The sequence below is a fragment of the Enterococcus sp. 9E7_DIV0242 genome, from assembly GCF_002140975.2.
GTDB classification, from domain to species: domain Bacteria; phylum Bacillota; class Bacilli; order Lactobacillales; family Enterococcaceae; genus Enterococcus_L; species Enterococcus_L clewellii.
Window position 1 is genome coordinate 4,095,527 of the sequence record NZ_CP147247.1, and the last position, 15,793, is coordinate 4,111,319.

At 41.3% G+C, this 15,793-nt stretch carries 12 protein-coding genes; 11 read left to right on the plus strand and 1 reads right to left on the minus strand.

What is annotated here, in order from left to right:
- The first annotated feature begins 283 nt into the window (after positions 1–283).
- The 6 genes from A5888_RS19130 (at position 284) to A5888_RS19155 (ending at position 7,122) form a co-directional block, all read left to right on the plus strand.
- Positions 284–1,105, plus strand: a complete 822-nt coding sequence (locus A5888_RS19130) for a CPBP family intramembrane glutamic endopeptidase (RefSeq protein WP_249274471.1) — start codon at positions 284–286, stop codon at positions 1,103–1,105.
- Positions 1,106–1,145: 40 nt separating this feature from the next.
- On the plus strand, positions 1,146–2,045 hold the full coding sequence (locus A5888_RS19135; RefSeq protein WP_086349046.1) for a DUF3592 domain-containing protein: 900 nt from the start codon (positions 1,146–1,148) through the stop codon (positions 2,043–2,045).
- A gap of 372 nt (positions 2,046–2,417) precedes the next feature.
- Positions 2,418–2,552, plus strand: coding sequence for a hypothetical protein (locus A5888_RS19140; RefSeq protein ID WP_283160590.1), 135 nt, complete (start codon positions 2,418–2,420; stop codon positions 2,550–2,552).
- Positions 2,553–2,942: 390 nt separating this feature from the next.
- Positions 2,943–3,449, plus strand: coding sequence for a complex I 24 kDa subunit family protein (locus A5888_RS19145; RefSeq protein WP_086349047.1), 507 nt, complete (start codon positions 2,943–2,945; stop codon positions 3,447–3,449).
- 138 nt (positions 3,450–3,587) lie between these two features.
- Positions 3,588–5,357 (plus strand): NADH-ubiquinone oxidoreductase-F iron-sulfur binding region domain-containing protein, encoded by a 1,770-nt coding sequence (locus tag A5888_RS19150; protein ID WP_422389757.1) that lies wholly within the window; start codon positions 3,588–3,590, stop codon positions 5,355–5,357.
- A 13-nt stretch (positions 5,358–5,370) separates the two neighbouring features.
- A complete protein-coding gene (locus A5888_RS19155) occupies positions 5,371–7,122 on the plus strand; it encodes an NADH-dependent [FeFe] hydrogenase, group A6 (RefSeq protein WP_086349049.1) in 1,752 nt (583 codons plus the stop codon).
- Between the two features lie 74 nt (positions 7,123–7,196).
- On the opposite strand, the gene A5888_RS19160 is transcribed toward A5888_RS19155, so the two are convergent.
- A complete protein-coding gene (locus A5888_RS19160; protein ID WP_086349050.1) occupies positions 7,197–7,733 on the minus strand; it encodes an ECF transporter S component in 537 nt (178 codons plus the stop codon).
- Positions 7,734–8,222: 489 nt separating this feature from the next.
- Here A5888_RS19160 and A5888_RS19165 point away from each other — a divergent pair, with 489 nt between their 5' ends.
- The 5 genes from A5888_RS19165 (at position 8,223) to A5888_RS19185 (ending at position 15,729) form a co-directional block, all read left to right on the plus strand.
- Positions 8,223–8,675, plus strand: a complete 453-nt coding sequence (locus A5888_RS19165; RefSeq protein ID WP_086349051.1) for a flavodoxin — start codon at positions 8,223–8,225, stop codon at positions 8,673–8,675.
- An 18-nt stretch (positions 8,676–8,693) separates the two neighbouring features.
- Complete coding sequence (locus A5888_RS19170; protein ID WP_086349052.1) at positions 8,694–9,530, plus strand: sulfide/dihydroorotate dehydrogenase-like FAD/NAD-binding protein; 837 nt, start codon at positions 8,694–8,696, stop codon at positions 9,528–9,530.
- Positions 9,523–10,938, plus strand: a complete 1,416-nt coding sequence (gene gltA / locus A5888_RS19175) for an NADPH-dependent glutamate synthase (protein ID WP_339101783.1) — start codon at positions 9,523–9,525, stop codon at positions 10,936–10,938. Before A5888_RS19170 ends, gltA begins: the two co-directional genes overlap by 8 nt.
- Before the next feature lie 23 nt (positions 10,939–10,961).
- Positions 10,962–14,489, plus strand: coding sequence for a pyruvate:ferredoxin (flavodoxin) oxidoreductase (nifJ, locus tag A5888_RS19180; RefSeq protein ID WP_086349054.1), 3,528 nt, complete (start codon positions 10,962–10,964; stop codon positions 14,487–14,489).
- A 163-nt stretch (positions 14,490–14,652) separates the two neighbouring features.
- A complete protein-coding gene (locus A5888_RS19185; RefSeq protein WP_086349055.1) occupies positions 14,653–15,729 on the plus strand; it encodes an endonuclease/exonuclease/phosphatase family protein in 1,077 nt (358 codons plus the stop codon).
- Positions 15,730–15,793: the final 64 nt, after the last annotated feature.

A 15,793-nucleotide genomic window follows, 5' to 3' on the forward strand; every position in this document is an offset into this window, starting at 1 on the left:
AAGAGTCATTTTCACTGGTGTTTTTAGCTAAAATAACCGTGTAGATGATTTTCTAATAGTTTAGAAGAATACATGGTAAAACTGTTCAAGAATAAAAAGTTACAGCAGCTGTTTATTTTGCAGTGATCAATGCGAGATTATATGACCGATATAGTTGGCAGATAAATCGATCATTTCTATTTTTAAATCGGAAATACAATAGATGAATAAAAAAGGGAAAATGACTAGTGTGAAAAAATGGTATGATGAAGAGTGAGAGAAATAGATAGAAGACGACGCAATCGTGGAGGTGTTTCCTATAGATCGTTTAGACCGACTAGATAAAAAAGTTGTTAAGCAGTTCACTGGGCTAACTTTTTTAATCGCTTATGGTATAGCGGGCGCTTTAATCGTGCTTGGACATTACGGTTATTCAGTCAGTAACTGGATTCAGACTGTCCAGGAATTCTTGATGAATGTTCCCTTTTCCATGTATATTCTATCTCCCGCGATTGCTTGCTACATCGTTTTGAAGAAGAACAATAAGATTAGTGGCTTGTGGGAGTGGGTTAAAACAGTATTTTATTTTAGAAACAATGGCCTTCCCTATCTGTATGGTATCTTCGTTTTGGCCATCTATTTTGGCATCCATCTGTTTGTCAATGGCAATCCTAAAACGATCCTTCCGTTGTACTATTTCTTATTCTATCTTCCAGGAGCTTTATTTATTGGTGGATTGGAGGAAGCAGGGTGGATGTATATTCTTCAACCGTTTTTATATGAAAAATATGGATTTATTCGCTCTTCCATTTTTTCAGGTTTTATTTGGACGTTTTGGCACATTCCCCTATTTTTTATTGCTGGCACAAACCATGGGGATGGAAAAATTAATTTTATTATGTTTGTCATTCAACTATTTTCTTTCCGTTTTATACATGGTGCATTTTATGCAATTTCTGGAAAAAGTGTGGTATTTATGAGTGTGTTATTTCATACCTTGTTCAATGCCCTATCTCCAGTTTTTACTAATATCACAATGACCTGGATTGGGACGTTGGTTGCAAATAGCGTGCTAATTGTCATTGCAATTGCGACAGTAGCTCTTCATAAAAAGAAGAGCGAGTAACTATCAAAGATTGGGCAAATAAAAATGGATGGAGGGAAAGATGGAAAGAAAAAAGCAGCTATTATTAGTTATAATTATTTTAGGGATACTATCTTTTTTTCTGGTAGTGGTCGTCCATTTAGATGAGCCTTCTATCACAATTGATGAATTGCGACAGATAGCTGGTTTTACTAATAGTGATGTGACTGCCGAATATGAAAATCAAGAATCAATAAAGCAAGCTCTATCAGCAAGTAAAGATGATATCCACATAGAATATCTTGAGCTGGACAATCATAAAGAAGCTTCTGCTCTAGTTGAAATGACTATTATTGAATTGAGACAAGAATATGGTGAAGAACGCTCTTTTGTCCAAAGGATAGGGCGGGGTCAAAAATATGAATTTTTGTCAGATAGTGAGTGTGTCATCATAGCTTATCGCAATCAATTTTTGTGGTACGGCGTCGCAACCGCCAAGAACAAGGATGAACTGAAGCAACTTATGAATGAGTTGATACCTGTAAAGGGTGCAGTCATATTATTCTTAATGGCGATGGGCACTGGATTTTCAGGATTGTCTGCAGGGTTTTTAATTCATAGCAAAAGGAAGCGTGAACGCTGTAACTCCTTGGCAATTGCAACTGTAGTAGGGAATAAAAAAAGATTGACAATTAATGATAGTAAAAACAGAAATAAAAAACATTTTGGTGCTTCAAAAGCATATTCTTTTTCTCCTGTCTTTTCATATAAAGTAAATAGGCAAAAAATTGAAACGACTTATAGTAATGGCTTGCCAAAGCCAATGGCTTTAGGAGAAAAAATTGATATTTTGTACAATGATAAAAATCCAAAGGAATTTTGTTTTGCGAATAGAAAGCATGAACGACCATTTATGATTGTTGCTTATGTTTTCTTGATAGTAGGAGTTGGTTTCTTTTTAGGAGCTATATTCTTTACATGAAGCATCGATCCATTAGCCAATAAACGGCTTAACTAGGTTACGGATGGAGAAAGAAAGATCTGAAAATGAGCATGACAGTTGTCGGTAAAAACAGAATGATGGATCAAGAAAAAAATTACTAGAAGAATGGCTTAAAAATGAGTATAATGTAAAAGAGACTGAAAAGATTCAGAAAAATATCGTGAACAAGTAATTTCTGCGGTACTGAAGAAAATGGAAATTGCCCATATAAACTAGTCTTAATTCATAAAACAGAAGTTAAAATGGAACAAACTTAACTCGAAAAAATACTAAAAAGCGTGATGATTTATGTTCACAAGTCGAAAAAAATACATGGAAACAATTGCGTTAGTGATAAAGGTGGTGTAACGAATGAATAAAAAAGATAAAGAAAAAATGTTAGAGCTGATCAAAAAGAAACAAGGCGGTGGTCGTTCTGAAAAGATGGAAACACCTAAGAATGATCGTACTAACATGCGTAAGGGACCGAAGATTTTCAATAAATAATCTATGGTATATTATTTGAATACCAGATTACAAAATAGACGATCAATGACAAACTGAAAAGTGAGTCATTGATCGTTTTTTGAATTTGAGTTGAGAAAGAGACTAGTAGATTTTCCCTCTATTTATTGCTCTTTTTTGTATTGCATTATGGATTTCTAAAATCAAAACAAGTAGACTTATTTTCTATTTTTGCTGATTTTCACAAAGAATTTCATTGAAAAGGCTTATTGAGAAAAGTTCTCAGTGCTTTTAGTGAATTAATTGTATATTTTTTCACAATTTGACTTTTGTTTTTGATATAATTAGGCTGTCTGAAACTGGAAGCGCTATCTAATTCATTTAAATAGAATCAACTGATTGAATGGAATCAGAGAAAGGAGCTGGATAATAGTGAGTGTAAGTGTAAAAGAAGTTTTTGAATTTATTGAAACAGAAAGTCAGTATCAGGAATTTGAAACCAGTCTGAGTTTTATCATCGGTCAGGAAGGGGCGCAAATGCCGGCGTTACAGGAAGCTCAAAGGATTTATGGCTATTTACCGATTGAGGTATTGGAACGTATTTCAGAGCGACTGGATATTCCCTTGGAACAGCTGTACAGCACAGCGACATTTTATTCCCAATTTACCTTCGTACCTAAGGGGGAATATACAATCAGCATCTGCTTAGGCACAGCCTGTTATGTAAAAGGTGCAGGCAATATTTTAGATTCATATGAGACTGAATTAAAAATCAAGGCTGGGGAAACTACCCCTGACCGAAAATTTACATTGGAATCCTGTCGTTGTATTGGTGCTTGTGGGCTTGCACCTGTTTTGACTGTTAATGAAGAAGTTTATGGCCGTCTCACTCAGAAAAAAGGGGATAAGGTTCTCGTCTCCTACTTGAAGAAAGCTTAGTCTGTTGCGTAGGTATTAAAACAGGAGAGAGAGTCTATGGAAAATTGGAGTCAATTAAACGAGCTTCGAGAAGTCTATCGAGACAAAATCAATATTCGTCTTGATGAGGGGGGCGAGTCTCAGTACGAAAAAGAAATCATGGTTTGTGCAGGGACAGGCTGTTTGTCTTCAAAGAGTATGGAGTTCATTCAGGCGTTAGAGGGAGAACTTGAGAAAAATGGTATTCGCGAGAAGGTAAACATTGTTTCTACTGGCTGCTTTGGGTTATGTGCACAGGGACCAATAGTGATCATTTATCCCGAAGGAACCTTTTATCGTCAAGTCGAGCCAAAACATGCGAAGAAAATTGTAGCTCAGCATATCATGAAAGGCGAAGTGGTTGAAAAGCTGTTATACCACGATCATGAAACAAAAGAAATTATCAATAAACTACTAGATACACCGTTCTATCAAAAACAAGAACGAGTAGCTTTACGTAATTGTGGTCGTATCGATCCGGAAAAGATTGAAGAGTATATCGCTTTTGATGGGTATCAAGCGTTAGCGAAGGTCCTGAATGTCTATACGCCAGATGATGTGTTGACGACTTTGAAAACATCTGGTCTGCGTGGTCGTGGTGGTGCTGGCTTTCCAACTTTTATGAAGTGGAGCTTTGCGAAAGAAAGTCCTTCGGATCAGAAATATGTGATTTGTAATGCCGACGAAGGCGACCCGGGGGCATTTATGGATCGCTCGGTTCTTGAAGGTGACCCGCATGCAATCATTGAAGCGATGACGATTGCCGGCTATACGATTGGGGCCGATCAGGGCTATGTTTATGTGCGTGCGGAATATCCGACGGCTGTTAAGCGGTTGCGTATTGCGATTGAACAGGCACGAGAAGCAGGGTTTTTAGGAAAGAATATTTTAGGAACATCCTTTAGCTTTGATTTGGACCTGCGATTAGGTTCAGGAGCGTTTGTTTGTGGAGAGGAAACAGCCTTGCTTGAGAGCATTGAAGGCAAGCGTGGGGAACCGCGGCCACGTCCGCCATTCCCAGCAGTTAAAGGACTTTTTGGCAAACCTACAATTGTCAATAATGTAGAAACCTATGCCAATATCCCGCAAATCATTGTTAAGGGATCAGAGTGGTTTGCCTCTATGGGGACAGAAAAATCTAAAGGAACAAAAGTATTTGCTTTAGGTGGTAAGATTCAAAATACAGGTCTGGTTGAAATTCCTATGGGTACTACGCTAAGAGAAATCGTCGAAGATATCGGCGGTGGGATTCCGGATGGTAAGAAGTTTAAAGCAGCTCAGACAGGCGGACCTTCTGGGGGATGCATCCCTACTGAGCATTACGATGTGGCAATCGATTATGATAACTTGATTTCGATTGGTTCAATGATGGGTTCCGGCGGTTTGATCGTTATGGATGAACAAAATTGTATGGTGGATATTGCAAAATTCTTCTTAGAGTTTACGGTGGAAGAGAGCTGTGGGAAATGTGTACCATGCCGTATCGGTACGAAGCGTCTACTGGAAATTTTAGAAAAAATTACAATGGGAAAAGCAACCTTAGAAGATTTAGATAAAATGGAAGCGTTATGTAAGCATATCAGCGAAAATTCGTTGTGCGGCTTAGGGCAAACAGCACCGAATCCAGTGTTGTCTACGTACCATTATTTCAAAGAAGAGTATTTGGCGCATGTCTTGGAACACCGTTGTCCGGCTGGTGTATGTAAGAATCTGATTCAGTATACGATCGATCCGGAAAACTGTACTGGCTGTACGGCGTGTGCAAAAACTTGCCCTGTTTCTGCGATTCACGGCGAGGTCAAAAAAGTACATGAAATTGATCAAGCAGTTTGTATAAAATGTGGACTATGTATAGATACTTGTCGTTTCAAAGCGATCAATGTGGGTTAAGGAGGTGGAACCTGTGAAAGAAATTACGATTACGATCAACGGTAAGACATGCAGTGCTCCTGAAGGGTCCACGATCTTAGAAGCGGCACGCTATAACAATATTGATATTCCAACACTGTGCTTCCTAAAAGAAATCAACGAAATTGGTGCTTGCCGGATGTGTGTGGTTGAGGTGGAAGGGGCAAAAAGCTTAGCTACCTCTTGTGTCTATCCTATTCGTGAAGGCATGAAGATTGTTACCAACTCAGAAAAGGTCTTCCAATCTAGAAAAATTAACTTGGAGCTGATTCTTTCGACACATGAACGAAAATGCCTGTCCTGTATCCGCAATGGGAATTGTGAGCTGCAGAAGCTGTGTAAAGACTTCAATGTCGATGATGAAGATTATTATAATGGGGAAAATTATGAATATGATTTCGATGATAGTGCTGTGCATATGTATCGAAATAATAACAAATGTATTTTATGCAAGCGCTGTGTCGCAGCTTGTTCCAAGGTGCAGGCAATCGGTGTGATCGGCTCGAATGAGCGTGGGTTTAAAACCCATATCGGCTGTGCCTTTGAAAAGAATTTGGGCGAGGTCTCTTGTATTTCCTGTGGGCAATGTATCGTCGTTTGTCCAACAGGTGCAATTGCAGAAAAGGATCAGACCAAAGAAGTGTGGGAAGCACTGGAAGATCCATCTAAATATGTAGTCGTTCAAACCGCACCATCGATTCGTGTGACACTAGGCGAATCCTTCAATATGCCAATTGGTACCAATGTCGAGGGCAAGATGGTCGCTGCACTGCGACGTATAGGGTTTGATAAGGTCTTTGATACGAATGTGGCGGCAGATTTCACAATCATGGAGGAAGCGAATGAGTTCTTGGATCGGGTAGCAAATGATGGACCGTTCCCTTTATTTACTTCTTGCTCTCCGGGGTGGGTCAAGTACTGCGAATCCTACCATCCAGAATTGATTCCGAACCTGTCTAGCTGTAAATCGCCGCAACAAATGTTTGGGGCACTGGTAAAAACGTGGTACGCAGAAAAAATGGGTATCGACCCAAAGGATATTTTTGTTGTTGGAATCATGCCTTGTACAGCGAAGAAATTTGAAGTGACACGGGAGGATGAAGCGGCAGCAGGGTATTCTGATGTGGATGTTGCACTGACTACTCGTGAGTTAGCACGAATGATCGACAAAGCAGGTATTCGCTTCCCAGAATTAGAAGATGAAGCCTTTGACAATCCGTTAGGTGAGGCAACCGGTGCCGGCTATATATTTGGTGCAACTGGTGGTGTGATGGAAGCAGCATTGCGAACAGCTGTAGAAACTCTTTCAGGAGAAGAACTACAGGCGCTTGATTTTGATGATGTTCGTGGGATGGCTGGAATCAAAGAGGCGACATATGAAGTGAATGGCGTAGAGGTGAAAGTTGCGGTGGCTTCGGGAATCGGCAATGCAAAACGATTGATTAAGAAAATCCAAGCTGGGGAAGCTTTTTATCACTTTGTGGAAATCATGGGTTGTCCTGGTGGCTGTATCAACGGTGGCGGTCAACCTGTTCAACCCGCCTCTGTACGAAACTTTATTGATTTGAAAGCGAAACGGGCGGCAGCACTCTACGAAGAGGATGCTGCGAGGAAGCTGCGGAAATCGAATGACAGTCCAATTGTTCAGCATCTTTATAAGGAATTTTTAGAGCATCCGGGCAGTGAAAAAGCGCACCACTTACTTCATACTTCATATAGAGATCGGTCGGTCGTTCAGCATTCGTAGGTAGAAAAATGTACAGAAAAAAGACATGAGAGGCTCTTCGAAGAAGAGGCTTCTCTCATGTCGAGTAGATCAGACTAGTTTTCCTGCGGCAATGCCCGAGTCAATAATGGAATGATTACGATTGCTAAAGCGCCGCCAATCAAAGCTGTAAAGAGCTGTGGAAATGAAAAGGCAGCAGAAACTACGGTAGCATTAGGTTCAGGAATTCCTAAAACGATTGGAACAACCAGTTTAACGACTAGGCCATAAAGAACAAGAAATTTGGCTATAGCTGCAATGACAGTTGCTGTTGTAAATGCGACGAGCTGATTTTTCGATATTCGCTTAAGTAAGTGCCAGAGAATGACCAGTACAGCGTTTCCGATAGCAACACAAAGGATAATTTGCCAGAACTTTGGTCCAATACCAACCATAAAGGCAAAAAATGGCGAAAGTAGGGCAATGGTTAATCCGCTAGGTAATCCAATGACGGTAACGCTTACAATTAAGATGAAATTGACGAGTGAGCCGGTTAGCAAGGTACTGCCAAAGCTGGAAGTAACAGCCTGTACAGTAATCAAAAGGGCAAGAAGCACAGCAGTTTGGGTAATCCATAAAGCTTTTCTGTTCATAATCAGCGACGTTAATCTAGGATATCTCTGAATTTTTCAGATATATTCTAGTTGTGATTAAATTCACAATTACGTCTATTCACTTCCCTTCGTTTCAGTATGGAGCTAGTAATTGTGGATTTTGCTCATTCAGTAATTATTTTTAATGGGCTTGACCACAATAAAATCTTTACAAGGTCATTGTAACAGATTTGTTCTTGTGATTTAAGCAGAAATTGTGGTTGCTAGGCAGAAAAGCGAAGCCGGATCAGCGAATCGGCAAAAATGTATCAAAAAAGAGCTAGTAAATGAACGAAATTGAATGCGATTGTGTTCTTATTTATTTTGATTTTAATGAGGAACGATAAAAAAGGTTTTAGTGAGAGACTGTAGTTTAAGTTAGTTGAACGCGTTGAAGCTTGGAAATAGACGTCTTCAAAAGCAAAGGAAAACTTTAGTACACTCTCTCTGTAAAAATAAATTACTTAAAAAATGAAAGGAAGATTATCTATGACAGTAGCAAAAATTGTGTATGCAAGTGCAACGGGGAACACAGAAGGAATTTCAGAAATTTTAGAGGCAGCTTTTGAAGAGCTGGATATAGACGTGGAACGCATTGAAGCAGACGATGCTGACGAAGATACTTACGAAGATGCGGATATCTGTGTTTTAGCAACTTATACAGATGGTGATGGAGAACGACCATTTGATTTGGAAGATTTTTATGAAGAATTGCCTGAACAGGATTTATCAGGAAAAGTCTACGGAGTTGTCGGTAGTGGCGATAGTGAACTTTATCCAGATTATTTCTGTCACGCTGCCATTGATTTTGATGAAGCGTTCGGAAAGACGGGTGCTGTTAAAGGCGCTGACTTAGTGAAAATCGAAAATGCCGCTGATGATGATGACGAAGAGCTATTGAAGGCGTTTGTTAAAGCCTTGGTAGCAGCAACAGAAGCGTAAAAGGACGTGTGAGTAATTTTGTTTAAAATAATAGAACGCAAAGAATTAGCACCTACAGAATTTGACATTCTTGTTGATGCGCCTCGAATTGCACAAAAAGCACAGCCGGGACAATTTGTTATTCTGCGTATTGATGAAAAAGGCGAACGTATTCCGCTAACGATCGTAGATGCAGATGCTGAAAAAGGCTGGATCAGGCTGATTTTCCAAGTAATCGGGAAATCAACGGCTCAGCTGGCGACAGTTATGGCTGGTGATGAACTGACAGATTTAGTTGGTCCATTAGGAAAGCCAACTGAAATCGAGAATTTCGGTACAGTCCTTTTAGTCGGCGGTGGTGTGGGAATTGCAGCATTGTTCCCGATCGTCAAAGGCTTGAAGCAAGCTGGAAATCGTGTAATCACGGTTTTAGGAGCAAAAACTTCAGAATTACTCATATTACGTGATGAATGTGCCGTGTATTCCGACGAATTGATTCTAATGACTGATGATGGATCGGTTGGCAAAAAAGGACTGGTAACTCAGGCAATGGAGGAAGTCTTTCAGCGAGAGAAAATCAACTGTGCTTGGGCGATTGGTCCGAGTATCATGATGAAATTTGCGACCATGACTGCTCAGAAACATGAGGTGCCTATCTATGTTTCGTTGAATCCAATCATGATTGATGGGACAGGGATGTGCGGAGGCTGCCGCGTGACAATTGCGGATTCGATCAAATTTGCTTGTGTCGATGGTCCTGAGTTTTTAGGTGAAGAAGTCGATTGGGATGAGTTCATTAATCGGATGCAGCAATATCGACCGGAAGAACACCAGTCAAATGAATTATATGAAGAGCAGGTGAAACAGCATGGCTAAAGTAAAAAGAAGTTATACCCAAACACCAATGAAGGAGCAGGAAGCTTCTGTTCGCTGCCATAATTTTGAAGAGGTTGCTTTTGGTTATACGTTAGAAGAAGGACAGTTAGAGGCAAGCAGATGCTTGCAATGTAAGAACGCTCCTTGTATTGAGAATTGTCCGGTCATGATCGACATTCCGGGCTTCATCAAAGCGATTGAAGATGGTGATTTACCGAAGGCTCATGAGGTGTTAAGCAAGTATACAAATCTGCCTGCAATTTGTGGCCGAGTTTGTCCTCAGGAAAAGCAATGTGAACTGGTTTGTCGCTTGGGTCGCTCGAAAAAATTTGAACCAGTAGCGATAGGCAAGTTAGAACGTTTGGTCGCTGACTGGGCATTGGAACAGCCGATTGAGTATAAAGAAGGAATTGGTGAAAAAGGACGTGTGGCTGTGATTGGCTCCGGGCCATCGGGGCTGACAACTGCTGGTGATCTGGCGAAGCTAGGGTATGAGGTCATCATCTACGAAGCCCTCCACTCTCCTGGTGGTGTATTGACCTATGGCATTCCTGAGTTTCGTTTGCCAAAACGAATCGTGAGTAAGGAAATTGAACGAATCGTAGCACAAGGAGTAAAAATAGAAACAAATGTCGTGATTGGTAAAACCATAACGATGGCAGAGATAATCGAAGAGTTTGATGCTTGTTATTTATCTGTTGGTGCCGGCGCGCCGAACTTCATGGGGATTTCAGGAACTTCCTTGAATGGTGTGTACTCATCCAGTGAATATTTAACGCGGATCAATTTGATGCATGGATATGAATTTCCCCAATATGATACGCCTGTTCAGAAATCTAAAAACGTTGTAGTTATCGGCGGTGGGAACGTAGCGATGGATGCGGCGCGTTCAGCCAAACGATTAGGTGCAGAGAATGTTTATGTTATTTATCGTCGTTCCTTAGAAGAGCTGCCGGCCCGCATAGAAGAATACCATCATTCAGTAGAAGAAGGAATCAATTATCATTGGCTGACCAACCCTATTGAGTATGTAAATGACGGCAAAGGGACATTAAAGGCAGTCAAATGTGTCAAAATGGAGTTGGGTGAGCCCGATGAATCTGGTCGGCGAAGACCAGTAGTGATTCCGGGCAGTGAGTTTGTGATCGAGGCAGACACAGCCATCGAAGCTATCGGCCAAGGTGCAAACAAGGTTCTATTGGATACATTCCCAGAGCTTGCAACGAACAAATGGGGGTATGTAGATGCTGATCCGGAAACAACAGCAACATCGATCCCAGGTGTTTTTGCCGGAGGGGATATTGTTACAGGTGCAGCCACTGTGATCCTAGCGATGGGAGCAGGAAAAATTGCGGCGAAAGAAATCGATCAATACATTCAAAAGGTGAAGCAAGAGATGCCGGTTTAAGTATTAAGTGAGGTGGTAAAGCAATGAAGAAAATGAAGACAATGGACGGCAACACAGCTGCTGCTTATATTTCCTATGCATTTACTGAAGTAGCTGGAATCTATCCCATTACTCCGAGCTCGACCATGGCAGAGGTTGTGGACGAGTGGGCGGAAAATGGCTTAAAAAATATTTTTGGCGAAACGGTCAACTTGATTGAAATGCAATCGGAAGCCGGAGCCGCTGGAACAGTTCATGGGTCGCTGAAGACAGGTGTTTTGACATCGACCTATACAGCATCACAGGGCTTGCTTTTAATGATCCCGAATATGTTTAAGATCGCCGGTGAGCTATTACCGACAGTCTTCCACGTTGCAGCGAGAGCAGTTTCTACGAATGCGCTAAGTATTTTTGGCGACCATAGTGACGTGATGGCAGCGAGACAAACAGGTTTCTGTATGTTAGCGGAGTCAAGTGTTCAGGAAGTTATGGATTTATCGGCGGTTGCTCATTTAGCGAGTATTGAGGGAAGCTTGCCGTTCATGAACTTCTTTGACGGTTTCCGGACTAGTCATGAGCTGCAGAAAATTGAAGCGTTGGACTACGAAGATTTGAAAGCAATGATGAACTGGGAAGCGCTTGAAAACTTCCGTAAAAGAGGAATGAATCCGAATCATCCAACTGTTTCTGGAACAGCACAAAATCCGGATATTCATTTCCAACAAAGAGAGACAGTCAATGCGTATTATGATGAAATGCCTACAATTGTCCAAAAATATATGCAAAAAATCAATGAACTGCGCGGTACGAATTATGATTTAATGAACTACTATGGTGATCCGGAAGCGACTGAGGTCATCATTTCAATGGGTTCAGCTTCACCGACCATCCAGCAAACGGTGGATTATCTGAACAGTCAAGGACGGAAGGTCGGGCATATCGATGTTCATTTATATCGTCCGTTTCCTGCGGATAATCTATTAGAAAAGCTTCCGAATACAGTGGAACGAGTGGCTGTTTTGGATCGTACGAAAGAACCTGGTTCAGATGGTGAGCCATTGCTGTTAGATGTTCAAAGTGTTTTGTATCGTCATGAAAATCGTCCAATCGTTATTGGCGGTCGCTACGGAATTGCTTCAAAGGATGTGACACCAGATCAAATCGTAGCAGTCTATGACCATATGGTATTACCAGTGAACGAGCTGAAACAGCGCTTTACGATTGGGATTATTGATGATGTTACACATCTATCATTACCGATGACAGAAGTATTGGATTTGACAAAAGATGCGACCTTCCAAGCGAAATTCTGGGGCTTTGGGTCAGATGGAACTGTAGGTGCGAACAAACAGGCAATCAAGATTATTGGAAATCATACAGATAAATATGCTCAAGCTTATTTTGCCTATGATTCCAAGAAATCTGGTGGGTTGACCGTTTCTCATCTGCGCTTCGGAGATGATCCGATTCGTTCCACGTATAATGTGGAATGTCCGGATTTTGTCGGCTGTCATAATGCGGCGTATCTGCATAAATACGATTTAGTCAAAGGCTTGAAGGATGGCGGAACGTTCTTGTTAAATACGGTTTGGGATGAAGAACGTGTGAAGACACATCTGCCAAAACCTTTGAAACGCTATCTTGCAGAGCATAACATTGAATTTTATATCATCAATGCGATGGAAATTGCTCAACGGCTGGGGTTAGGTCGTCGAATCAACACAGTCATGTCGGCAGCATTCTTTGAAGTGACAGATATCATGGATCGTGAGACCTTCTTACCGCTTCTGAAAGATGAGGTAAAAGCAACCTACGGTAAAAAATCAATGGCGATTGTTGAGAAGAATTGGGAAGCGATCGATGAAACGTTTGCGGCACTGACAAAAGTTGAGATTCCAGCTGAATGGAAGGCCTTGGAAGTGGCGACTGCGACTGTTGACACATTAGATAAGCCAGCCTATGTTCGGAATATTCTCGAACCAATTAATCGTCAAGAAGGCAATCAGCTGTCAGTCAATGACTTGATCGAAAATGGCATGCTTGGCGGTGAAATGGCGATGGGTACAGCGGCATTTGAAAAACGCGGAATTGCTTTAGAAGTACCAGAGTGGATTTCAGAGAACTGTACGATGTGTAACGAATGTGCCTTCATCTGTCCGCATGCTGCGATTCGTCCATTCTTGCTGGATGATGCTGAGATGGCCGAAGTACCGGAAGGCTTTATCACACGTACGATGAAAGGCCCTGACAATTTAGAATACCGGATTCAGGTATCTCTGGAGGATTGTACCGGCTGTGGTCTTTGTGTAGAGATGTGTCCGGCCAAAGAAAAAGCGCTTGTATTGAAACCGTACGAAGAGCAAAAAGAAGAAGCAATCAATTGGGCCTTTGCTATGACCTTACGTCAGAAGGCGAATCCAATAAAGAAATTCTCAGTGAAGGGTTCGCAGTTTGAACAACCGCTGATTGAGTTTTCAGGTGCTTGTGCAGGCTGTGGTGAAACTCCTTATGTGAAACTGCTGACTCAGCTGTATGGCGACCGTATGATGATTGCTAACACAACGGGTTGCTCATCTATCTGGGGAGCGTCTTCCCCTGCGACGCCGTATACAGTCAATGCGGAAGGCAAAGGACCAGCTTGGAGTAACTCGCTATTTGAGGACAATGCCGAGTACGGGTTAGGTATGTATATCGCCAATGAAACGAAACGTAAACGTGCGGCAACACTGATTCAGAATGCTGTAGACAATGGATACGGTTCTGAAACAACACTGGCCCAAATGCAGGATTGGTTAGATCATGTAACCGAAGGCGACGGAACGCAGCAACGTGCGGCCAAGCTGGCACAAGCGCTTCGGGAAGATTCGGACGATCGGGTCAAAGATATTCTGAAGCATGAAGAAATGTTTGCTAAGCCAAGTCAGTGGATTCTTGGTGGAGATGGCTGGGCCTATGATATTGGCTACAGCGGTATCGATCATGTGTTGGCAACTGGTGCAGATGTCAATATCTTTGTCATGGATAACGAAGTGTATGCCAATACGGGTGGTCAAATGTCTAAGGCAACACCAACCTCAGCTATCGCAAAATTTGCGGCTGGTGGGAAGAAAACGAAGAAGAAAGACCTTGGCTTGATGGCGATGGCGTATCGAGATGTCTATGTTGCATCGATTTCAATTGAAGCCAACCCAGCACAAGCATTAAAAGCGATCACTGAAGCAGAAAACTATCCGGGACCATCTCTGATAATCGGTTATACGCCATGTATTAATCATGGCTTGCGAGGTGGTATGAGTCAGTCCATTAAGGAATCTAAAGATGCCGTAGAATCTGGCTACTGGCCACTTTACCGTCATGATCCTCGTTTGAGAGAAAAAGGCAAAGATCCGATGCGTGTGGACTTTAAAAAGGCAGACTTCTCAAAAATGGAAGACTTCCTACGCAATCAGGTTCGTTTCTCTGCGTTGCATAACGTGAAAGACGACGAGGTGGAGGTAGAAGAAATGCTTCACCAAACTGTCAAGGACATGGAAGATCGTTCAGAAAGCTATACACAGCTGGTGAAAAAATAGGAATTTAAAAGGTAATTATAAAAAGAAGTAGGCGGTAAACTAGTGCCTACTTCTTTTTTTTGTTATGATTTATAAGGATGATACAAACGCTTCATACGAGGCTTAATTAAAAGGAAGTCAAAAGCAGTCTGACCGCCTTCAAAAAAATAAAAGGAGCGAAATTATGAAAAAAGCACTAAAAATCAGCGGTTTAGTCGTTGGACTGATCCTGTTGATCGTAATTGTGTATGTGGGGTATGTATTTTTAAGTTATTCGCGTATTGAAGACGATTTGACCTTGAAGGTTGACCAAAAAGCTGTCATTAAGCAGGTCGAGCCGGAAAAAGAATACAAAGCAGTGACCTTTAATATTGGTTACGGTGCCTATCCGCCGGACTATACTTTCTTTATGGATGGAGGGAAAGAGTCGAAGGCGCGAAGTGAGGAAGCAGTAAATGAAAATATCAATGGTGTGATTCAAACCCTGGAAGAAATCGACGCGGATTTTGCAGTGCTTCAGGAAGTGGATGAGAAAGCAACCAGAAGCTTCGGTGTAAACGAAGTGAAGAATATCAGTGATAGCTTCAAAAACTATTCATCGGTAGCGGCGACCAACTACGATTCTGCTTATTTAATGTATCCTGTTCTTGACCCGATCGGTAAATCGAAATCTAGCATTTTGACCATGAGTAACACGTCAATCAATAACAGTATTCGTTATAGTCTGCCAATCGAAACGAACTTCAATAAGTTTTTCGATTTGGATCGGGCGTTTACGGTTTCTGAGTTAGCCGTTTCAAATGGAAAGAAGCTGATGCTCTATAATGTTCATTTATCTGCATATATCAAGGATCAGAAAATCCAAAAAAATCAAATGATGATGCTGTTCAATCACATGAAGAAGGAATATGATAAAGGCAATTACGTTGTGTGTGGTGGCGACTTCAATCATGATTTGTTACCCTCTTCATCAGATACCTTTGGCAACGATACGAGCAAAGACTACTCTTGGCTGCAGGCATTTCCATCAAATGAATTACCAGTTGGCTTGAAGGTAACGGAATTCTCTGATAATGGTGAAGCAATCCCGTCAACCAGAAATCTGGATACCCCTTATGAAAAAGGAAAATCCTTCGTTGCTTTGATAGATGGCTTTATTGTATCCGATAATGTGAAGGTTTCTGAAACAAAAGTGATGGACGAAGAGTTCCAATACTCTGATCATAATCCTGTTGAAATGAGTTTCGAATTAAAAAAATAAAAGTGTATCTAACTTCTTATATAGCGCATGGAACAAGCGTTTTATAAGAGGTTTTTTTCTTTTC